Source organism: Pseudomonas sp. PvP009, from assembly GCF_017832995.1.
Lineage (GTDB): Bacteria > Pseudomonadota > Gammaproteobacteria > Pseudomonadales > Pseudomonadaceae > Aquipseudomonas > Aquipseudomonas syringae.
Map to the genome: position 1 here is coordinate 5643679 of NZ_JAFIBG010000001.1, position 21693 is coordinate 5665371.

19 protein-coding genes are annotated in these 21693 nt (G+C 61.2%); 15 read left to right on the top strand and 4 right to left on the bottom strand.

Annotation, left to right across the window (positions count from 1 at the left end):
• The first annotated feature begins 220 nt into the window (after positions 1 to 220).
• The 4 genes from JOE29_RS24335 (at position 221) to JOE29_RS24350 (ending at position 5769) form a co-directional block, all read left to right on the top strand.
• Positions 221 to 940, top strand: a complete 720-nt coding sequence (locus tag JOE29_RS24335; protein WP_003421584.1) for a methyltransferase domain-containing protein — start codon at positions 221 to 223, stop codon at positions 938 to 940.
• Between the two features lie 438 nt (positions 941 to 1378).
• On the top strand, positions 1379 to 3031 hold the full coding sequence (locus JOE29_RS24340; RefSeq protein ID WP_003421583.1) for a Na/Pi cotransporter family protein: 1653 nt from the start codon (positions 1379 to 1381) through the stop codon (positions 3029 to 3031).
• Between the two features lie 57 nt (positions 3032 to 3088).
• Positions 3089 to 4465 (top strand): pitrilysin family protein, encoded by a 1377-nt coding sequence (locus tag JOE29_RS24345; protein ID WP_074910374.1) that lies wholly within the window; start codon positions 3089 to 3091, stop codon positions 4463 to 4465.
• 95 nt (positions 4466 to 4560) lie between these two features.
• Positions 4561 to 5769 (top strand): DUF5924 family protein, encoded by a 1209-nt coding sequence (locus JOE29_RS24350; protein ID WP_003318421.1) that lies wholly within the window; start codon positions 4561 to 4563, stop codon positions 5767 to 5769.
• Between the two features lie 4 nt (positions 5770 to 5773).
• On the opposite strand, the gene JOE29_RS24355 is transcribed toward JOE29_RS24350, so the two are convergent.
• Together JOE29_RS24355 and argH are read right to left on the bottom strand one after the other, a co-directional pair.
• Positions 5774 to 7015, bottom strand: a complete 1242-nt coding sequence (locus JOE29_RS24355) for a spore maturation protein (protein WP_003367703.1) — start codon at positions 7013 to 7015, stop codon at positions 5774 to 5776.
• Positions 7016 to 7415: 400 nt separating this feature from the next.
• Positions 7416 to 8810 carry an argininosuccinate lyase gene (argH, locus tag JOE29_RS24360; RefSeq protein WP_003421581.1) on the bottom strand — a complete coding sequence of 465 codons (1395 nt, stop codon included), beginning with the start codon at positions 8808 to 8810 and terminating at the stop codon, positions 7416 to 7418.
• 133 nt (positions 8811 to 8943) lie between these two features.
• On the opposite strand from argH, the gene JOE29_RS24365 reads away from it, so the two are divergent.
• The 8 genes from JOE29_RS24365 to JOE29_RS24400 all read left to right on the top strand — a co-directional run bounded on the left by JOE29_RS24365 (position 8944) and on the right by JOE29_RS24400 (position 16520).
• Entirely contained in the window at positions 8944 to 10026 is a 1083-nt protein-coding gene (locus JOE29_RS24365; protein WP_003318424.1) for a sensor histidine kinase, read from the top strand.
• Entirely contained in the window at positions 10023 to 10769 is a 747-nt protein-coding gene (locus JOE29_RS24370; RefSeq protein WP_003421579.1) for a LytTR family DNA-binding domain-containing protein, read from the top strand. The genes JOE29_RS24365 and JOE29_RS24370 overlap by 4 nt, the downstream gene beginning before the upstream one ends.
• A 231-nt stretch (positions 10770 to 11000) precedes the next feature.
• Complete coding sequence (hemC, locus tag JOE29_RS24375; RefSeq protein WP_003318426.1) at positions 11001 to 11942, top strand: hydroxymethylbilane synthase; 942 nt, start codon at positions 11001 to 11003, stop codon at positions 11940 to 11942.
• Positions 11939 to 12712 carry a uroporphyrinogen-III synthase gene (locus tag JOE29_RS24380; protein WP_003318427.1) on the top strand — a complete coding sequence of 258 codons (774 nt, stop codon included), beginning with the start codon at positions 11939 to 11941 and terminating at the stop codon, positions 12710 to 12712. Before hemC ends, JOE29_RS24380 begins: the two co-directional genes overlap by 4 nt.
• A gap of 53 nt (positions 12713 to 12765) precedes the next feature.
• A complete protein-coding gene (locus JOE29_RS24385) occupies positions 12766 to 13887 on the top strand; it encodes a uroporphyrinogen-III C-methyltransferase (RefSeq protein WP_024650121.1) in 1122 nt (373 codons plus the stop codon).
• The gene (locus tag JOE29_RS24390; RefSeq protein ID WP_004403524.1) at positions 13884 to 15128 is read left to right on the top strand and encodes a heme biosynthesis protein HemY; all 1245 of its coding nucleotides are present in this window, start codon (positions 13884 to 13886) and stop codon (positions 15126 to 15128) included. The genes JOE29_RS24385 and JOE29_RS24390 overlap by 4 nt, the downstream gene beginning before the upstream one ends.
• A gap of 216 nt (positions 15129 to 15344) precedes the next feature.
• The gene (locus tag JOE29_RS24395) at positions 15345 to 15872 is read left to right on the top strand and encodes a disulfide bond formation protein B (RefSeq protein ID WP_210079954.1); all 528 of its coding nucleotides are present in this window, start codon (positions 15345 to 15347) and stop codon (positions 15870 to 15872) included.
• Between the two features lie 174 nt (positions 15873 to 16046).
• Complete coding sequence (locus JOE29_RS24400; RefSeq protein ID WP_003340038.1) at positions 16047 to 16520, top strand: Rsd/AlgQ family anti-sigma factor; 474 nt, start codon at positions 16047 to 16049, stop codon at positions 16518 to 16520.
• Positions 16521 to 16598: 78 nt separating this feature from the next.
• Here JOE29_RS24400 and JOE29_RS24405 read toward each other — a convergent pair whose 3' ends face one another.
• Positions 16599 to 17276 (bottom strand): FKBP-type peptidyl-prolyl cis-trans isomerase, encoded by a 678-nt coding sequence (locus tag JOE29_RS24405; protein ID WP_003421575.1) that lies wholly within the window; start codon positions 17274 to 17276, stop codon positions 16599 to 16601.
• Positions 17277 to 17492: 216 nt separating this feature from the next.
• On the opposite strand from JOE29_RS24405, the gene JOE29_RS24410 reads away from it, so the two are divergent.
• The gene (locus JOE29_RS24410) at positions 17493 to 18518 is read left to right on the top strand and encodes an AlgP family protein (protein WP_044313472.1); all 1026 of its coding nucleotides are present in this window, start codon (positions 17493 to 17495) and stop codon (positions 18516 to 18518) included.
• Here JOE29_RS24410 and JOE29_RS24415 read toward each other — a convergent pair.
• Positions 18515 to 18991, bottom strand: a complete 477-nt coding sequence (locus JOE29_RS24415) for a TIGR02444 family protein (RefSeq protein ID WP_210079955.1) — start codon at positions 18989 to 18991, stop codon at positions 18515 to 18517. The genes JOE29_RS24410 and JOE29_RS24415 overlap by 4 nt on opposite strands.
• Before the next feature lie 46 nt (positions 18992 to 19037).
• Here JOE29_RS24415 and JOE29_RS24420 point away from each other — a divergent pair, with 46 nt between their 5' ends.
• Together JOE29_RS24420 and JOE29_RS24425 are read left to right on the top strand one after the other, a co-directional pair.
• Positions 19038 to 20948, top strand: a complete 1911-nt coding sequence (locus JOE29_RS24420) for an ATP-binding cassette domain-containing protein (RefSeq protein WP_004403512.1) — start codon at positions 19038 to 19040, stop codon at positions 20946 to 20948.
• A gap of 16 nt (positions 20949 to 20964) precedes the next feature.
• On the top strand, positions 20965 to 21558 hold the full coding sequence (locus JOE29_RS24425) for a mechanosensitive ion channel family protein (RefSeq protein WP_210079956.1): 594 nt from the start codon (positions 20965 to 20967) through the stop codon (positions 21556 to 21558).
• Positions 21559 to 21693 lie beyond the last annotated feature (135 nt).

The window sequence follows — 21693 nt, forward strand, 5'->3', positions numbered from 1 at the left end:
GGCACGCTGTTTCGGACGCTTGCGTCAGTTTCTGAATACCCGTCAAAGCCTGCTATGTCGCTGCAGGTGCCATTAGTGTCACCAAGCGTTTCTGGTCAGTTTGCAGGATTAACGGCCAGGCACTCGAAACCCCCTACACTGTTCCCACACCCCAACGCGCATGCTTCGACAGGATCTACGGTAAACCGCGCCTCGCTAACCATCGTCAAGGATCCAGACCATGAAGCAATATGTTGAAAACTATCAGCCTACCGAAGGCTTCGCGCCTGCAACCGGCCATGTGGAAGGCGACTCGGTCTCTCCCAAGGCGATGATTTTCCATATCCTGAAAGATCTCAGCGCCGATGTTGAAGTACTGGATATCGGGTTCGGCTCTGGAACACTGGGCGCCTTGATCAAGGCAAACCCGGACACGGCGCACTGGTCGGTGGACGGCATCGATGGCTGGGAAGCCAACTGCCAGAATTCGCAGCTGCATGAGAACGCTACCTACCGCAACATCTGGCACGGCCTGGCTCAAGAGCTGTCATCCGAGCGGCTGGCCCAGTACCGGATAATCTGTCTGCTGGATGTGGTCGAGCACTTGACGGCCGATACGGCGAGATGGCTGGTGCGCACGTTGCTTTCCAGCCTGGGTCCGGATGCCTATCTGTTCATCAGCACGCCACTGTGGTTCTACCCACAAGAAACTCAACAGACCGGCGATCTCGAGGAACACCTGATCGGCGTGCCTGCTTCGTCGATGATGGCGCTGTGTCCGCACCTGTATGCAGTCAATCAGCCGCTCATCGGCGGGTTCGTGTTCAGTCGCCGCAGCCTGGATTTCGTGGAGTTCTTCCAGCCCACTGCAGATAAATCGTTTTCGTATGAAAAAGGCATGCACGTCGCAAAAGCCGTCGGCATGAAACTCGAGCCCAACGTTGCGTTCACTATGGATTGACTCGGTAACGTTTCCGCCGCCTTCGGGCGGCAGGGCAGGTGAACAGCCATGAGATGCGTGCGACGGGTCCATGGCGAATGCCCGAGCGATATCAAAATACTGATTTATGACAGTTTTATTTCAATGGAATCCGCGCTGTGCGATGCTGGCGCCAAGGCCCGTGGCCGACTAAAAGCTTAGGCTCTGTACGAAAAGTCGGCGAGCGAAGGTCAGGCGAGGCAAAAACAGGCGAGGAACGGCCGGGGTCGCGTTCGACTCTACTTGTTGTAAATGAGCATTCCGATTGGACTCGCATCCGAGCCTGTTTTTAACGAAGCATCACCGAGCGCAGCCACTTTTCGTACAGAGCCTAGTAGAGCGCTACACCCATCCCCGCTCTATACACGCTGCATCTTTCAATTCATCGCCTGTATGGGCAAACCTCAGGGGGCTTTTCGCATGCTGACCCTGCTCGATTTGCTATCTGCCGTCGCCCTGCTGATCTGGGGCACGCATATCGTGCGCACTGGCATCCTTCGTGTTTACGGTACACAACTTCGTCGTGTGCTCAGCCAGAACATGTCCAAACGACCGCTCGCGTTCATCGCCGGCATTCTGGTGACAGCGCTGGTACAGAGCAGTAACGCCACCGCCATGCTGGTGACATCGTTTGTCGGCCAGGGGCTGATGACGCTGACGCCTGCGCTGGTGATCATGCTTGGCGCCGATGTCGGCACCGCCTTGATGTCTCGCGTGCTGACTTTTGATCTGTCATGGCTGTCGCCTTTGCTGATCTTCCTTGGCGTGGTGTTCTTCCTGTCGCGCAAGCAGACCCGTGCCGGTCAACTGGGGCGGGTCGGTATCGGCCTGGGCCTGATCGTGCTGGCCTTGCAGCTGATCGTCGAGGCCGCCGCACCGATCACCCAGGCCGCGGGGGTCAAGGTGCTGTTCGCCTCGCTGACCGGCGACCTGCTGCTGGATGCGCTGGTGGGCGCCATGTTCGCGCTGATCTCCTATTCCAGCCTGGCGGCAGTGCTGCTGACGGCGACATTGGCAGGCACCGAAGTCATTGGCTTGCCGGTGGCGATCGGCCTGGTGATCGGGGCCAATATCGGCAGCGGTCTGCTGGCCTTCCTCAGTACCAGCATGCAGAACGTTGCCGGTCGGCAGGTGGCGCTGGGCAGTCTGCTGTACAAGCTGCTCGGCCTGCTGCTGATCTTTCCGGTGCTCGACCCGCTGGTTGCCTGGATCGACACGCTCGGCTTTAGTCCGCAGGAACTGGTTATCGGCTTTCACCTGCTCTATAACACGGTGCGCTGCCTGATCATGCTGCCAACCGTAGCCCCGATGGCGCGGTTGTGCTCGTATCTGCTGCCGCAGCAGAACGAAGTCGGCGGCCTGGCCAAGCCGCGTCACCTGGACCTGACCGCACTGTCGACACCCAGCCTCGCGCTGGCCAACGCGGTGCGTGAAACCCTGCGGATGGGCGATCTGATCGAGAGCATGCTCGCCTCGATGCTGGCGGTGCTGCGTGGCACACAGACGGCGGTGACTCAGGAAGTGCGCCGCCTCAACGACGACGTCGAAGCGCTGTACAGCGCAATCAAGCTGTACCTGGCGCAGATGCCGCGTGAAGACCTCGGCGAGCACGATAACCGGCGCTGGGCCGAGATCATCGAGCTGACCATCAACCTGGAACTGGCCAGCGGCCTGATCGAACGCATGCTGCGCAAGATCCAGCAGCAGAAGACAGCGCATCGCCGGTCGTTCTCTGAAGTCGGTCTTGAAGAACTTGCCGATCTGCAGATCCAGTTACAGTCGAACCTGCGTCTGGGCCTCTCGGTGTTCCTCAGCGGCGACCACGAAAGCGCACGTCAGTTATTGCGCGAGAAGCGCCAGTTCAGGGCCGAGGAGCGACGCCTGGCGCACGCCCACGTCAGCCGTTTGCGCAACAAGGTGGTCCAGAGCATCGAAACCAGTTCGCTGCACCTGGAACTGATTGCCGACATGAAGCGTCTGAACTCGCTGTTTTGCAGCAGCGCCTACGTGGTGCTGGAAACCGCTGACACAGGAGCCTTGTCAAGCGAGGGCGAGGCAGACAGATCACTATGAACGTAAGGGCGGAGGTGAAGTCTGTTAAACATACCGGCCCGCCAGGAAAGCTGTTTTATGCGTTGCCTGCTGTTCGCTTGTCTGCTCCTCGGTTCACTCCCCTCATTCGCCCTTGACCGTCTTCAGGTCGAGGGCTACCTGCTGCCCAATGGTTTGCAAGTCATTCTCAAACCCGGTTACGACAAGGGGCACGTCGCCATTCGCCTGGTGGTGGGTATCGGCTTCGATGACTTCCCGTGCCAGGACAAGGAACTGCCGCATCTGCTGGAACACCTGCTGTTCAGCGGCGTGGATGACAGCGGTGAAGGCGGGCTGGAAGAGCGTATGCAGGCACTGGGCGGCGAGTGGAACGCCTTCACCAGCAACGCCGACACCACCTTCGTGATCGAAGCGCCTGCGCGAAACCAGCGCAAGGTGCTCGATCTGCTGCTGGAAATCATGACCAAAACCGAGCTGAGTCAGGCGCGGCTGGACGGCGTCAAACGCGTGGTCGAGCGTGAAGATGGCGGGCACTTCTCGCACTTGCAGCGCCTGCTTGACCGGCGTGATTCCGGGCGCAGCGCCAGCAGCCAGCTCGCCGTGGAACTGGGGCTAAAATGTGCCGACCGTCCCGAGGTGGACGGCATCAAGCTGGAGCACATCGAAGACATCTTCGCCAACTGGTATGCCCCCAACAACATGACGCTGATTGCGGTGGGTGATCTGGACAAGCTGCTGCCAGCCTATCTGGAGCGCACCTACGGCAAGCTCGCACCCACCGACCCGATCGACCACCCGCCGCTGGCGCAGGGCAGCGGCTCTGCCGAACCGCGCCGCGAGCTTGAGCGCGGCGGGCTGGGCGAGAGCGCCAAGCTGCACCTGATCTACCCCGAGCCGCAGCTCGACGATCAGCATGACGAAACCTGGGAGTTGGTCAAAGCCTATCTGGACTGGACGCTCTACACTGAGCTGCGCCTGAAACACAGTTTGTCCTACGGCCCCTCTGCAGAGCGCGAAGTGTTCGGCGATGTCGGGTTTCTGAGTCTGAATGCCGATGTCGAGCGTGACGATGCCGATGAAGCCGAGCGCGACATTCGCGCTCTGGTCGAGCGCCTGCAAAAAGAAGGCATGCAACCCGCCACGTTTGCGCGGCTGCAGCAGCTCGCCATAGACCGGCAATCTTGGGCCACTCAAGGCAATAGTGCGCTGGCCGACTACTATTGGAGCGCACTCAACGATTATGAAAACGGGCGCTTCGAGGATCCGGCCAAACGGATCAAGGCAGTGAAGCTGGAAACCGCCAATCAGGCGATGCGCCAGTTGCTTGCCCAGCCGGGTTACATGCGCATTGAAAAGCCGCTGTTCAGTTATGACGGTCTGTATTGGCTGATTGGCGGGGTACTGGGTTTCATCGCACTGCTGGCCCTGTGGCGCTGGCGTGTACGCAGCAAATAGAATCCTGACGCCGAACTGCACCCAGAGTGCAGGCACCGCGCCGCGTTGTTACGCTGCGCGTTTTTTTGTATGAACAGAACCGAGTGACCCCTCCGATGCTTGACGTGAATCGCTATGTGACACCCGTGCTCAACTTGATGCAGCGCTATCCGGGGCTCATTGCGGCGTTTGGTTTCGTTTCCGGTATCGCCAGTTTCATTCTGGTTGATCGCCAGGCAGGGCTGGCCACCTGGATCGCGGTGGTGATGCTGATCAGCTGGCTGTGGCTGATGGTCGAAAACACCATGGTCGGGTTGCTCAACAGGGCGCTGGGCCGTGAGATCCCGCAGGGTTTGCTGCGCTACGGCACGCAGATGATCCATCAGGAAAGCCTGTTCTTCGTGCTGCCGTTCTTTTTCATCACCACCACCTGGAACAGTGGTCAGGCGGTGTTCACTGCGGTGCTCGGGGCTGCCGGGCTGATTTCGATCATCGACCCTCTCTACTACAAATGGCTGGCGCCCAGGCGCTGGCTGTTCATGACGCTGCACACCCTGACGCTGTTCGCCGCACTGCTGACCGCGCTGCCGATCATCCTGCACCTGACCACCGCCGAGAGTTACAAACTGGCCCTGGGCGTGGCGATGCTACTGTCGGCGCCCAGCCTGATGTCGAATTTCCCGCTCAACACCTGGCGCAGCGCACTGGCCGTGATCAGCATCATCCTGGCCATCGGCGCTGCGGGCTGGTTGCTGCGCTCCTGGGTGCCACCTGCGACGCTGTGGTTGACCGAAGTGGCGGTGAGCCCGGACTTCGATAACAAGAACCGTACGCCGGGCGACAGTATTTCGCTGATCAGCGCCAAGCAGCTGCGCAACGGCGGCCTGTATGCGTACACCGCCATCAACGCGCCGCGTGGCCTGGATGAGCGTATCTACCATGTGTGGTGGCATGAAGGCGAAGAGATGGACCGCATCGCGCTGGATATCCACGGCGGCCGCAAGGAAGGCTATCGCGCCTGGACGCGCAAGCAGAACTTCCCGGAGGACGTGACGGGACGCTGGCAGGTGAGGGTGCTGACCGAGGACGGCCAGATGATCGGCGTACTGCGTTTTGTCGTCACAGACAATGACCAGCCGGCAGTCAAGCGACCTACCGGGCGGATAATCAAGCTCAAGCCGGGCGGCGACTCGGCTGAAGAGACCACACCTGAATCCGCGCCGGCTGATGAGCCGAAGCAGGAGAAGCAGGAGGCTGCGCCTGTCGAGCCGGCACCTGAGCAGTCTGCCCCCGCTGAATCTGCGCCTCAGGCTCCGGCGCAGTAATGCTTCAGGTGGCGGTCGCGCCGAAGAACCAGTAGCAGACGAAGATCGCGGCCACGACACCGGAAAACTCGGCCAGCAGCGCGCAGCCCACAGCATGGCGAGCGCGCTGAATGCCCACGGCGCCGAAGTACACGGCAAGCACGTAGAACGTGGTCTCGGTGCTGCCCTGAATCGTGGCAGCGGCCAATGCAGCGAAGCTGTCCACGCCTTGGGTCTGCATGGTTTCGATCAACAGGGCGCGGGCGGCGCTGCCCGAGAAGGGTTTGACCATCGCGGTCGGCAGCGCATCGACGAAGCGCGTGTCCAGGCCCAGCCACTGCACCAGATGGCGAATGCCTTCCAGACCGAAGTCCAGCGCGCCGGATGCGCGCAGCACGCCCACCGCACAGAGCATGGCGACCAGATAAGGCAACAGGCTCTTGGCGACGTCGAAACCTTCCTTCGCACCTTCGACAAAGGCCTCGTAGACCAGCACCTTGCGTAGCGTGCCGATGATCAGAAACATCATGATCAGGCCGAACAGCGTGAGGTTGCCCAGAATCGACGAAAGACCCGCCAGCGCAGCCGCAGACAGCGTGCCGAGAAAGGCCATGAAGGTGCCCAGCAGCAGGGCGCCGGGGATGAGGTAAGCGAGCACCACCGGGTCCCACAGGCGCAGACGCTGCATGAACGCGACCGACAGCAGGCCGACGATGGTCGAGACACTGGTGGCCAGCAGGATCGGCAGGAATACCAGGGTCGGGTCAGGCGCACCTTGCTGGGCGCGGTACATGAAGATCGTCACCGGCAGCAGGGTCAGGGATGAGGCGTTGAGCACCAGAAACAGGATCTGCGCGTTACTGGCGGCGGTCTTGCTGGGGTTGAGTTCCTGCAGCGAGCGCATGGCCTTCAGGCCGATCGGCGTGGCGGCGTTGTCGAGGCCCAGCGCATTGGCAGCGAAGTTGAGGGTGATCAGCCCCAGCGCAGGGTGGCCGGGCGGCACTTCCGGCATCAAGCGCAGAAACAGCGGCCCGAGGACCTTGGCCAGCCAGTCGACGATGCCGGCCTTCTCGGCGATGCGCAAAAAGCCCAGCCATAGAGTCAGCGTGCCGAACAGCAGCACCATGACCTCGACCGACAGCTTGGCCATGGCAAAGATACTTTCGACCATCGCGGCAAAAATGCCGGCGTTGCCGCCTACCAGCCACTGCACCAGCGCGGAAATCGTCGCCACGACAAAAAAACCAAGCCACAGGCCATTGAGCATCGGATAAGTCCCCCACAAGAAGCGGGGATGATAGCGGCGGGGTGCGCTGGAGGGAAATCGGCAGGTGCTGAAAGAGTTGCAGGAACGATAGGTGCACGAGAACACGGTCGTTTTGTGACGCTCTGCGGCGCACATTCAGGAGAGGACGCAGAGCGTCCAGAACAGCATTCCCACGCGGAGCATGGGAACGATGAAACCTTGAGATTTCTATCGTGCCAATGCTCTGCGTTGGCATGCAGGTCGTGACGCTCTGCGTCACATATCCGTTGCGCTACGCACGCTCAGGATAAGACGCGGAGCGTCCAGAACGGCATTCCCACGCGGAGCATGGGAACGATGAAAACCTTGAGATTTCTATCGTGCCAATGCTCCGCGTCATCAGGGGCTGTACGGGGTATGTTCAGCGACCGGCCAGCAGTTCCTGGCCGCGAACCACGGCAGCGCGGACCTGTTCGGGGGCGGTGCCGCCGATGTGGTTACGGGCATTCACCGAGCCTTCCAGGGTCAGCACGGCGAAGACGTCCTGTTCGATCTGGTTGCTGAACTGACGCAGCTCTTCCAGGCTCATCTCTGCCAGGTCCTTGCCGGTTTCCACACCGTATTTCACTGCGTGACCGACGATTTCGTGGCAGTCACGGAACGGCAGACCACGACGGACCAGGTAGTCGGCCAGATCGGTGGCGGTCGAGAAACCGCGCAGCGCCGCTTCACGCATCATTGCGTGCTTGGGCTTGATCGCAGGAATCATGTCGGCGAACGCACGCAACGAATCACGCAGGGTGTCCGCGGCGTCGAACAGCGGTTCCTTGTCTTCCTGGTTGTCCTTGTTGTACGCCAGCGGCTGGCCTTTCATCAGGGTCAGCAGGCCCATCAAGGCACCGAACACACGGCCGCTCTTGCCGCGAACCAGCTCAGGGACATCGGGGTTTTTCTTTTGCGGCATGATCGAGCTGCCGGTGCAGAAGCGGTCCGGCAGGTCGATGAACTGGAACTGCGCACTGGTCCACAGCACCAGCTCTTCCGAAAAGCGCGACAGGTGCATCATGGCGATGGACGCAGCCGAACAGAATTCGATGGCGAAGTCGCGATCCGATACGCCGTCCAGCGAGTTGCCGCCCACCACGTCGAAGCCCAGCAGTGTGCAGGTCAGCTCGCGGTCGATCGGGTAGGTGGTGCCCGCCAGCGCCGCGCTGCCCAGCGGCATGCGGTTGAGACGCTTGCGGCAGTCGACCAGACGCTCGTAATCGCGGCTGAGCATTTCGAACCAGGCCAGCATATGGTGACCGAATGTTACCGGCTGAGCCGTCTGCAAGTGGGTAAAACCGGGCATGATGGTTTCAGCTTCACGCTCGGCCTGGCCCAGCAGGCCTTGCTGCAGACGGGTGATTTCGCTGAGGATCAGGTCGATTTCGTCGCGCAGCCACAGACGGATATCGGTGGCGACCTGATCGTTGCGGCTGCGACCGGTGTGCAGCTTCTTGCCGGTGATACCGATGCGGTCGGTCAGGCGTGCTTCAATGTTCATGTGCACGTCTTCCAGATCGACGCGCCAGTCGAACTGACCAGCCTCGATCTCGGCCTGGATGGTGTTCAGGCCGTCAACGATGGTATCGCGCTCGGCGTCGGTCAGTACGCCCACCTTGGCCAGCATTGTGGCGTGGGCGATGGAGCCCATGATGTCGTGGCGATACAGGCGTTGATCGAAGGTGACGGAGGCGGTGAAACGCGCGACAAACGCGTCGACGGGTTCACTGAAGCGGCCGCCCCAGGACTGGTTGGTCTTGTCGGTGCTCATGGATTCGCTCGTTGCTGACTGAAAGTGACGTGCCCGATACCTGGCACAAGAACGAACGCGATGATAACAGGGTTGATGCATTTTTATCCCCGGACAGCTTGCCGCTGACAAGGCCAGGGCAGAGACTGGAGCCATGCGAATCGAACCTGTGAAACACGATGCCCGGCCCGCGCCCGGCAAAGACTTTTTCCTCCCTGAACTGTGCCTGCCGCAGGCATTGCTGGTGCTCGTCGTGCTGGCGGAGCTGCTGGTACTGGTTCTAGTGCTGGTAGAACCGATGCGCAGCGGCTTCGACTGGGTACGCCTGGCGTTGATGTCGCTGTTCGTGCAATGGATCGTGCTACTGTCCGCAGCGCTGCTGTGCGGGTTGCGGCCCTGGCTGGCGCGATTGACGCCGGGCCTGGCGGGCATGCTCAGCTGCCTTTTGGTGGTCGGCCTGACGCTGCTGTGCACAGCCGTCACTGATGTCTGTCAGCTTACCGGGCGAATTTCGGTCAGCGGCATGGTCGAGCGTTACCTGCGCTACTCGACGATTGCCCTGATCATGTCGGCCCTGATGCTGCGCTACTTTTATCTGCAGAGTCAGTGGCGCAAGCAGCAACAGGGCGAACTGCGCGCCAGGATCGAATCGCTGCAGGCGCGCATCCGCCCGCATTTCCTCTTCAACACACTCAACAGTATCGCCAGTCTGGTGGCCAGCAACCCGGTCAAGGCCGAGCAGGCGGTGCTGGATCTTTCGGACCTGTTTCGCGCCAGTCTGGCCAAGCCGGGCAGCCTGGTGACATGGGGTGAAGAGCTGGCATTGGCAAAACGATATTTATCGATTGAGCAATATCGTCTTGGCGAGCGTCTACAGTTGGACTGGAGGGTGAGTGCAATTCCCGATGACTTGCCAATCCCCCAGCTAACCTTGCAGCCATTACTTGAAAACGCTTTGATTTATGGCATTGCTCCGCGGGTTGAAGGGGGCGTTGTAACAGTCGAAGCGAACTATGAAGGGGGAGAGTTCATATTGAGCGTCAGCAATCCCTATGAAGAAGTTGCCAATCGGCAGACTTCCAACGGTACTCAGCAAGCTCTGACGAATATAGGCGCACGAATTGCGGCACTTTTTGGCCCGCATGCCAGTCTGAGCGTGGAGCGCCGTGACGGTCGTCACTACACCTGTCTACGCTATCCTTGTGCGAGACTCACGCAGGAAGCCAGAGCTATATGAATGTCCTGATCGTTGATGACGAACCCCTGGCCCGCGAGCGATTGAGCCGCATGGTCAATGAAATCGAGGGTTATCGAGTACTGGAACCCAGCGCTTCCAATGGCGAAGAAGCCTTGGCGCTGATCGAAACCCACAAACCGGACGTAGTGCTGCTCGATATCCGCATGCCGGGTCTCGATGGCCTGCAGGTCGCAGCGCGGCTGTGCGAGCGTGAAGCACCGCCTGCAGTGGTCTTTTGCACCGCTCATGATGAGTTCGCCCTGGAAGCTTTCCAGGTCAGTGCGGTCGGCTATCTGGTCAAGCCAGTGCGTCCCGAGCACCTTATCGATGCGTTGAAAAAGGCCGAGCGGCCAAACCGTGTGCAACTGGCGGCGTTGACACGCCCGGCTGCCGAAAGCGGATCGGGCCCACGCAGCCACATCAGCGCGCGTACCCGCAAAGGCATCGAGCTGATTCCCCTGGATCAGGTGATCTACTTTATCGCCGATCACAAGTACGTGACCTTGCGTCACGAGGGCGGCGAAGTGCTGCTGGACGAACCGCTCAAAGCGCTGGAAGACGAGTTCGGCGACCGTTTCGTGCGCATTCACCGCAATGCGCTGGTGGCCCGCGAGCGAATAGAACGGTTGCAGCGCACCCCGCTGGGGCATTTCCAGCTGTTCCTCAGAGGGCTCAATGGCGATGCACTGATCGTCAGCCGCCGCCACGTCGCCGGAGTCCGCAAAATGATGCAGCAGCTCTAGCGCTTGGCCGCTCTGGAGCCTCTGCGCCCAGGCCGATACATGGAACGGGGAGAATCCCGGATCCATGTGTTTTTCGGCTGGCCTGCGGGCCGCCTTCCCCATGCGCCCCTCAGGCACTGCCGTTTGATTGATCGGCTTGGTGTCTGAAGCAAGTTCCAATCGGCGCCGAAGCCGCCCTGACCAAGATTGAGCTGTTATTATCCGTCGCATTCACTCAGTACGGATTGTTCAATGTCCTCTCGCGAAATCCGCATCGCCACTCGCAAAAGCGCGCTGGCACTCTGGCAGGCCGAATACGTCAAGGCTCGCCTGGAACAGGCCCACCCCGGCCTGCTCGTGACGCTGGTGCCCATGGTCAGCCGTGGCGACAAACTGCTCGACTCCCCGCTGTCGAAAATCGGTGGCAAAGGCCTGTTTGTCAAGGAACTGGAAACCGCGCTTCTAGAGAACAACGCCGACATCGCCGTGCACTCGATGAAAGACGTGCCAATGGACTTTCCACAAGGCCTGGGCCTGTTCTGCATCTGTGAGCGTGAAGATCCGCGCGATGCATTCGTCTCCAACACCTTTGCCAGCCTGGATCAGTTGCCGGCGGGCAGCATTGTCGGCACCTCCAGCCTGCGCCGTCAGGCCCAATTGCTGGCGCGCCGACCCGATCTGCAGATCCGTTTCCTGCGCGGCAACGTCAATACCCGCCTGGCCAAACTGGATGCCGGTGAGTACGACGCCATCATCCTCGCTGCCGCTGGCCTGATCCGCCTGGGTTTCGAAGACCGTATCACCTCGGCGATCAGCGTCGATGACAGCCTGCCAGCCGGCGGCCAGGGCGCGGTGGGTATCGAATGCCGCAGCGTCGACGCCGAAATTCATGCGCTGCTTGCCCCTCTGCATCACGAAGACACCGCCGTGCGCGTAATTGCCGAGCGTTCGCTGAACAAGCACCTCAACGGTGGCTGTCAGGTGCCGATCGCTTGCTACGCCGTGCTGGAAGGCGATGACGTCTGGTTGCGCGGCCTGGTAGGCGATCCATCCGGCAGCGTGTTGCTGCACGCGGATGCCCGGGCACCTCAGACATCCGCCCAGGCGTTGGGTGTGCAGGTGGCTGAAGCGCTGCTGGAGCAGGGCGCCGCCGACATCCTGAAAGCGGTCTACGGCGAGGCCAATAACGAATGAGTGGCTGGCGTCTGCTGCTGACCCGCCCGGCCGAAGAGTCGACAGCGCTGGCCAGGGTGCTGGCCGAGGACGGTATCTTCAGCAGCAGTCTGCCCCTGCTTGAAACCGAGCCGTTGCCCTTGACGCCTGCACAGCGTTCGATCATTTTCGAGCTGCTCAATTATTGTGCAGTGATCGTGGTCAGCAAACCTGCCGCGCGACTGGCCATCGAGCTGATCGACGAAGTATGGCCGCAACCGCCCTTGCAACCCTGGTTCAGTGTGGGTTCAGCAACCGGGCAGATACTGCTCGATTACGGGCTTGATGCGAGCTGGCCGGAGCAGGGCGACGACAGCGAAGCCTTGCTTGAACTGCCGCGCCTCAAACAGGCGATTGCCGTACCGGGAAGCCGTGTGTTGATCATGCGCGGTGACGAGGGGCGCGAGCTGTTGGCCGAGCAACTGCGCGCGCTGGGGGTGGGCGTTGATTACCTGCCGCTGTATCGTCGCTACCTGCCGCAGCATGCGCCCGGCGCCCTGGCGCAACGTGTCGCGGTGGAACGCTTGAACGGGCTGGTGGTCAGCAGTGGGCAGGGTTTTGAACATTTGCTTCAGTTGGCGGGGGATTCATGGCCGGACCTGGCCGATCTACCGCTGTTTGTACCGAGCCCCCGGGTTGCCAGCATTGCGCGGGCAGCCGGAGCAAGGACCGTTATTGATTGTCGTGGCGCCAGCGCCGCGGCATTGCTGGCAGCGTTGCGGGAACAACCTCAGCCTGCCGTCAAGGCGTAATGATCGACACCTGTCGTTTACGCTATTACGCCAAAATGCAAAGGATGGGATACGTGAGCGAAACAGCCTTGCCTAAAGACGAAGAATCGGTGTTGAAAACGCCTGCATCCAAGCCTGAGCCAGTCCGCACCGAGCGCACCGGCAGCCGCAACAGTGGCCTGGTGTTCCTGGCCTTGCTGCTGGCAATTGCCGGTATCGCCGTCGCCGGCTGGGGAGTCTGGCAACTGCGCATGTTACAGGCCGGGCATCAGCAACAGCGCGGGCAGGTCGAGGACATCGCGGAACAGACCCTGGTGCTGGCGCAGAATGACCAGCAACTGAGCGCACGCATCGCACAATTCCCGCCAGCCAATCAGCTGGAAGACAGCCGACGTCTGGTCGCGCAACTGCAAGGCGATCAGCAGCGCCTCAGCCAGCGACTCGAAACCGTGCTGGGGGCGAGCCGCAAGGACTGGCGTCTGGCCGAGGCCGAGCATCTGCTTCGTCTGGCCAGCCTGCGCCTTTCAGCGCTGCAGGACATCAACAGCGCGCAGGCGCTGGTTCAGGGAGCCGACGAAATTCTGCGTGAGCAGGACGATCCAGGCTCATTCGCTGCCCGCGAGCAACTGGCCAAGAGCCTTGCCGCCCTGCGCAGCGTCGAGCAGCCGGACCGCACGGGGCTGTTTCTACAACTGGCGGCATTGCGTGAGCAGGCTGTGCAGCTCAACAAGCTGGCTCCCGAATACGAAGACAAAGGCGAGTCGCTTATGGGGCTGACCGCCGACAAGACCGAAACCAGCCGCTGGTCACAGTGGTGGGACGAGATCTCCCATTACTTCCGCATTGATTTCAACGCCGACAAGGACATCCGCCCGGTACTCGCCGGCCAGAGCCTTTCGCAGGTGCGTCTGGCCCTGAGCCTGGCGTTGGAGCAGGCGCAGTGGGCAGCGCTTAACGGCGAGCCCGAGGTTTATTCCAAGGCCATCACCGAAGCGCAAAGCGTTCTGAAAGCCAACTTCGATCAGGACGACCCACAGGGCAAGGCACTCGGCCAGGGGCTTGATGCTGTCGCCAGCCAGCCGGTATCGGTGAAGACACCGGATCTGGCACCGACCCTGAGCGCCGTGCAGGCCTACCTTGAACGCCGTCACGCTGCCGGCCAGCCAGCCGAGGCGCAACAGGGGACCAGCCGATGAAGCGCTTCTATGTGCTGTTATTCATCGCGATCGCCGCTGCGGCGCTGATCGGGGTCGCCGTCGCCGAGCATTCCGGCTATGTCCTGATCGCCTATCAGAACTTCCGCTATGAATCGAGCCTGTGGGCGACCCTGGCGCTGCTGGTCGTTGCGCTGCTGGTGATCGCGCTGCTGAGGCTGCTGATCAGCCTGCTGACGACCTCAGGCCGCGTGGTCAACCCATGGTCGCGTCGCAACCGCCGTCGTCGCGTGCAAATAGCCATCGAGCAAGGCCAGATGGACCTTGCCGAGGGCCGCTGGTCCAGCGCCCAACGTCATCTGCAACGCGCGGCCGAAGCCGATACTCATCCGCTGCTCTACTACATCGGTGCCGCACGTGCTGCCAACGAGCAGGGCCGCTACGAAGACTGCGACGCCTTGCTGGAACGCGCGCTCGAGCGTCAGCCACAAGCCGAGTTGGCGATCGCCCTGAATCACGCTCAACTGCAGCAGGACCGCGGTGACACCGACGGCGCGCTGACCACACTGCTGGCCATGAAAGAGCGTCATCCGCATAACCCACAGGTGCTTCGTCAGCTGCAACGCCTGCATCAGCAACGTGGTGACTGGTCCGATGTTGTCCGTCTGATGCCGGAACTGCGCAAGGACAAGGTCCTGCCCCCCAAGGAACTGGCCGAGCTGGAACGCCGCGCCTGGGGCGAGAACCTGAGCCTGGCGGCGTACAGTGAAGGCATCGAAGGCGCACCGACCGGTCTGCCTTCACTGGAAAGCGCCTGGCAAGGGCTGGGGTCTGCGCAACGTCAGGAGCCGCAACTGGTGCTGGCGTATGCCGATCAATTGCGCCGTCTAGGTGCCGAAGCCCAGGCTGAAGAGGTGCTTCGTAGCGCCCTCAAGCGCGAGTACAACAGCCATCTGGCGCGTCTGTACGGGCTGGTTCGCGGCACCGATCCGTTGAAGCAGCTGCAAGCGGCGGAAGGCTGGCTCAAGCACCATCCTGCTGATCCAAGCCTGTTGCTGAGCCTGGGACGTATCTGTCTGCAAGGCCGCTTGTGGGGCAAGGCGCGGGATTATCTGGAGAGCAGTCTGCGTATGGAACGCAATCCCGAAACCTGTGCCGAGCTGGCTCGTCTACTGGGCCAGCTGGGCGAGACGGATCGCAGCAATCAGCTGTTTCAGGAAGGCCTGGGCCTACTCGACGAGCGCCTCCTGTCGCGCCCCTTGCCGGTGCTGACCAAGGCGTGAATCCACCGGAGAGTCCTCGGTGAGGGCTCTCCGTGCTGCCTCGCCACCCCGTCAAATTCAACGCGTGAGAATCGTCCTACATACATGTGTAAAAGAACCACGCGCCGGTGTGTTCTTTTTCCTCGGTAAACAGCGACGCATCCGTACGCCGCCACCTTGAATGCGCCGCCCCCTTTCCTCTACCGTAATCGTCTCGTCCTTTGTTACGGATTTGCCATGTATCTGGCTCGCACACGCTTTCTGTTTTTCCTGGCATCGCTGGCCTGTGCATCAATCATTGGCGTCGCCTTTTACCTGCAGCAAGCTGTCGGTCTCGACCCTTGCGCGCTGTGCATAGTGCAACGGGCTGCATTCATCGTCTGTGGCGTACTTGCGCTCTGCGCTGCCTGCCACGCCCCTGGCCCGACAGGCACGCGGCGCTACAGCCTGGCGCTTCTGCTGGTCGCTCTGGCCGGGCTTGCCACAGCAGGCACACAGGTGTGGTTGCAGACCGCCTCGGCCGATCAATTGATACCTGTTATTACCAGACTGGAGCACGTATTGAGCCTGCTCTCCCTGGACATGTGCATCGACCGGCTGCGAAGCGACGCGCTATTTTGCGCCGAAATCACCTGGACACTGTTCGGTATCAGCCTGCCGGAGTGGAGTCTGCTGGGTTTTACGGGTCTGGCGCTGTTGCCGCTGTATCCCCTTTTCAGCGAATTCAGCCAGTGGCTGGCGACCAGAGATCGGGGCAGCTATTAAACGCTTGTATGAACTTTATCTCCTGCGTACCTTGATGGCCTTGTCGAGCGGGCATAATCTGGGCCGCACGCGTCACTGGAAATATGCTGTCCTGACGCATTTATCAGGCTTGGTCCCGGCTAATCACCCGGACCGGCACAGGACTGCATGCCCCTGAAGGGAAGAGAGAAGACCATGCTGGAAAGTTGTCAGAATGCTCAGGAACGCTGGGGCGGAGTGAACAAGCTGATCGATCGCTGGCTTCAAAGCCGTCTCGAACTGGTCGAAGCCTATGACGCGCTGGGCGACACGCCCGAAGCGCTGGCAGCCGACCTCGAGGGCCTGCAGAACTTCTGCGGGATTCTTGTGGATTACGTCTCTGCCGGGCACTTTGAAGTTTACGAACAACTGGGTGATGAAGCCCGGGCGTTCAATGACGAGCGTGGGCTCGAACTGGCAGACACGATCTATCCACGTCTGGACGTCATCACCAAGTTTGCCCTGACGTTCAATGATCGCTGCGAAAAGGGCGACTGCTCGGATGCGGCGGTGGTAGCCCGGGAATTCAATCAGCTGGGGCAACTGCTGCACGAGCGTTTCGAGCTGGAAGACTGCCTGATTGAAGTGCTGCACAACTCGCACAAGGAAGAGATCGCCGCTCAGGCGTGACCGTGTCGGTGACAGCGCTACACGCCAAGGGTGCATATCGCACCCTTTCGCATGTCTGAACGCCGGTTTTACGCCCGCTTACTGTGAAACCGCAACCAGCTCGATTTCAAATACCAGCGGTGTAAACGGATCAATCAGATCACCAGCGCCCTCGGCGCCATAGGCTTGATCCGAGGGGATCACCAGCCGCCACTTCGCGCCGGTCGGCATGCTCTGCAAGGCGCTGGTCCAGCCGCTGATCACGCTGTCGAGCCGGAACCACTGGGGCTGGGTGCTCTGATCGAAGATCGTGCCGTCCGGCAAACGACCGACATAACGCACTTCAACCCGGCCATCGGCACTGGGCTTGGGGCCGGTACCCGGGGTCAGCTCGGTCATGAGAATGCCGTCAGCCATCACCTTCACACCCGGTTTGGCCTTCTCGCTGTCCATGAACGTGCGCTCGGCCTTGAGGGCCGCCTCGGTCGGCGCATCCGTACCGGCAGTCTCGGCCTGGGCGATAGCGGCGTCATGCTCGCGCAGAATCTGGTCAATGCGGTCCTGCTTGAGCGCCAGCGGCTTGCCCTGGTAAGCCTGCTGCAAGCCTTCTACCAACGCCTTGAGGTCCAGATCAGGGACTTCCTGATGCAACCGCTCGCCAAGGCTTGCACCCAGGCTGTAGGCGAGATCGTGGCCGTCACTGGACGCCGGTGGCGCCTCGGCGGCCTGAGCCAGGGGAAGCAAGAGGAACAACGACGTTAACAGGTAGCGCGACATTAATGCTCTCCGGCCTGGGAAGGCAGCGATTATGCCTGCGCCAGCGCGAGTAGTGACGAGTCTTGTGACGTGAATTTCACAATGCCTTTGCATCGTGTCGAGCAATCATTTCTCTCAGTATGCAACAGGGACCCATGGATGCTGTCAAGATGCCCTAGCGGCGATGCGCGCAGAAGCCTAGTATGAGCCGCAATTTCGTCACCCAGGAGGTAAGTCATGTCGGCCAAAAAGAAGCCAGTAAATACTCCGTTGCATTTGCTCCAACAATTATCGGGCAGCTTGCTTGAACATCTGGAAGACGCCTGCTCCCAAGCCTTGGCTGATGCCGAGAAACTGCTCGCCAAGCTTGAGAAACAACGCGGCAAGGCGCAGGAAAAACTGCACAACTCCCGTATCAAGCTGCAGGACGCTGCCACTGCCGGAAAATCCAAGGCGCAGGCCAAGGCCAAAGGTGCCGTGTCCGAGCTGGAAGAGTTGCTGGACGCTCTCAAGGATCGTCAGACTGAAACCCGCACTTACATCCTGCACCTCAAGCGTGATGCACAGGAAAGCCTGAAACTGGCCCAGGGTATTGGCCGCGTGAAAGAGGCGGTCGGCAAGATCCTGACCACTCGCGACGCCAAGCCTGTCGCGCCTAAAGCCGCCGCCAAGGCACCTGTTGCCAAGACACCCGCTGCCAAAGCTCCCGCAAAAACCGCAGCCAAAGCGCCGGTTAAAGCGGCCGCCGCCAAGCCAGTCGCCAAAGCCGCAGCCAAGCCTTCCGCAGTTGCCAAGCCAGCTGTCAAAACCGCTGCTGCCAAGGCCCCGGTAAAAGCCGCTGCCAAACCGGCCGCCCGCACGACTGCAGCAGCCAAGCCTGTAGCAGCCAGGACAACTGCCGCCAAACCGGCTGTGGCCAAGCCTGCTGCCACCAAGGCGCCGGCTGCCAAGCCCACCGCCAGCAGCGCTGCCAAACCAGCAGCAGCAAAAGCGGCGGCCGCCAAACCTGCGGCGAAAGCGCCTGTGAAAGCGCCCGTCAAGGCACCGGCCAAAGCACCTGCCAAGGCACCTGTGAAAGCAGCGGCCAAGCCTGTCGCCAAACCTGCGGTCAAGCCAGCAGCGAAGCCAGCCGCCGCCAAACCGGCCACGCCAGCACCTGCTGCTGCAGCCAAGCCGACAACGCCTGCACCTGCTGCACCTGCTGCGCCAGCCGCCGCACCGGCAACACCTGCCAATGGCGCAACGCCAACCAGCGCTTCCTAAGTCTGGTCGACGGCAAGTACAACCGCGATGCGCAGCACATGCAGCGCATCGCGGTTTTTTTCTGCGTCCCCTTCGGCAAGCTCGAGCAGCCACTCCTCTGCATTCCTCGCCTCACCTGCCGGCCAATCCCCGGTCAGTGCCTCAAGCTTCATCATCAGACCCTGCTCGGCCTCCAGTTCCAGCGCCTTGACCTTCATCCGTAATGGGGTCAGCGACGCATCTTCAAGCGCCGCATTACGCCATTGGTTACGCAAATCCCGCAGCGGACGCACCACATCGTCATGCCAGGGTGTCGCCAACTGCTTTATTTGCGCCACTCGCTGAGCGTCACACGCCACGTCGCGCGTGCCCAGCCACACCCCGCAAAGCACCATGCACACGTTGGCCCCGTTGGCTTGCAGCGTCAGACAAGCCTGTTCCACACCCGGCCGGGCGTAGAAATCGAGGGTGAAACTCCAGAGCGCTGAAGGCATAGTGATCCACCTGTTCAGGACGAAGCTGGTAGACTCCGCCGCCATTATGATTCGACTTCAAAGCCTTACCTTACAGCGTGGTCCGCAACGTCTGCTAGAAGACGCCGAGCTGACTCTGCACGCCGGCCATAAAGCCGGTCTGATCGGTGCCAATGGCGCCGGTAAATCCAGCCTGTTTGCCCTGTTGCGTGGAGAGCTGACGCCGGATGCCGGCGACTGCCTGCTGCCCGCCGACTGGCGTATCGCGCACATGCGCCAGGAGGTCGACACACTCGAACGCCTGGCCGTGGATTACGTGCTCGATGGCGACGAGCGCCTGCGAGAAGTACAGAGCTCGCTGGCCGAGGCCGAAGCCGCGCAGGACGGCGCCGCTCAGGCACGTCTGCATTCGGAGCTCGACAGCGCCGACGGTTACACCGCCGACGCACGCGCTCGCAAGCTGCTGGCCGGGCTGGGCTTCACCAACGAGCAGATGGAGCGTCAGGTCGGCAGTTTCTCCGGTGGCTGGCGTATGCGCCTGAACCTGGCGCAGGCATTGATGTGCCCCTCGGACCTGCTGCTGCTCGACGAACCGACCAACCACTTGGACCTCGACGCCATTCTGTGGCTTGAAGACTGGCTCAAGAGTTACCCCGGCACCTTGCTGCTGATTTCCCACGACCGGGATTTTCTGGATGCCGTGGTCGATCACATCGCCCATGTCGAGCAGCGCAAGATCACCTTGTACCGCGGCGGCTACAGCGCCTTCGAGCGGGCTCGTGCCGAACGTCTGGCCCAGCAGCAACAGGCCTACGAGAAGCAGCAGGTGCAACGTGCGCACATGGAAAAATACATTGCGCGCTTCAAGGCTCAGGCCACCAAGGCCCGTCAGGCACAAAGCCGGATCAAGGCGCTGGAGCGCATGGAAGAGCTGTCCGCAGCGCATGTCGACTCACCGTTCAACTTCGTCTTCCGTGAGTCCGACAAGATATCCAGCCCTCTGCTGGACCTGTCCGACGCGCGTCTGGGTTATGGCGACAAGACCATCCTCGAGAAGGTCAAGCTGCAACTCACGCCGGGCGCACGCATCGGTCTGCTGGGTCCGAACGGCGCAGGCAAGTCGACGCTGATCAAAAACCTCGCCGGCGAGCTTGAGCCGCAAAGCGGTCGGCTGGTGCGTGGCGAAAACCTCACCGTGGGCTACTTTGCCCAGCATCAGCTCGACTCACTGGACGCCAAGGCGACGCCGTTGCTGCACTTGCAGCGCCTGGCACCAACTGAGCGTGAACAGACGCTGCGCGATTTTCTTGGCGGTTTCGACTTCCGTGGCGCGCGTCTGGATGAGCCGGTGCTGAATTTCTCCGGTGGCGAGAAAGCCCGTCTGGCGCTGGCGCTGATCGCCTGGGAAAAGCCCAACCTGTTGCTGCTCGACGAACCGACCAACCACCTCGACCTGGAAATGCGCCTGGCGCTGACCATGGCCTTGCAGGAGTTCGGTGGCGCGGTACTGGTGGTGTCTCACGATCGGCACTTGCTCAAGAGCACGACCGATGACTTCCTGCTGGTGGCCGACGGCCGCGTGCAGGAGTTCGACGGCGATCTGGATGACTACACGCGCTGGCTGGCTGATTACCGGCTGCGCAACGCGCCGGTCAGCAACACGCCCGTCAACGCCGACAAGACCGACAAGAAAGCCCAGCGTCAGCAGGCAGCGGCCTTGCGTCAGCAACTGGCGCCGCACAAACGCGAAGCCGACAAGCTGGAGCGTGATCTCGGACTGGTGAATGAAAAGCTCGCCAAGGTCGAAGAAGCACTGGCCGACAGCACCAACTACGAGGCGGCCAACAAGGACAAGCTGCGCGATCTGCTGGCCGAACAGGCCAAGCTGAAAGTGCGTGAATCCGAGCTGGAAGACGCCTGGATGCACGCTTTGGAACTGCTGGAGTCAATGCAGGCCGAACTGGAAGCATTGTCGTGAGCGAGGCAGGCAAGTGATGGACATGTTGGGCTTGCCAGTATCCGCTTACTGGCTTGAACCGCTGCTGGTGGGTGCGCAGATTTTGCTGATCCTGTTGGCCGGTTACGTACTGCAACGCATCGTCGGTGGTTTTCTGACCGGTCTGGGCCAGCGTTATCCGTTGCCGCCAGAATTGCTGGTGCCGGTTCGCGGCGGCTTGCGCTGGTTCATCATGGGCAGCGCCTTTGTCCTCGTCCTGGGCCGACTCGGGGTGTCGGCCACGGTGCTGTGGACGGCACTGTCGGGCTTCGTCGCCGTTGCGGCGGTGGCGTTCTTCGCCATGTGGAGCGTGCTGTCGAACCTGCTCTGCGCCATTCTGATCTTCACCATCGGCCCGTTCCGCATCGGTGACATGGTCGAGCTGGTCGATACGCTGGACAAGCCGGGCGTGAAGGGGCGGGTGGTCGCCATCAATCTGATGTTCACCACCCTGATCGAGACGCCAGAGGCCGGTGGCACGCTGGTTCAGGTGCCCAACAGCCAGTTTTTCCAGAAGTCGGTGCGCCGCTGGCGTGGCAGCGATCTGTTTCCGCAGATGGTGGTTGCAAAGCAGCCGGATGAGCAAGATTAGGGTCTGTACGAAAAGTGGCTGCGCTCGGTGATGCTGCGTTAAAAACAGGCTCGGAATGCTCATTTACAACACGTAGACTCCGCTTCCTCGCCTGTTTTTGCCTTGCCTGACCTTCGCTCGCCGACTTTTCGTAAA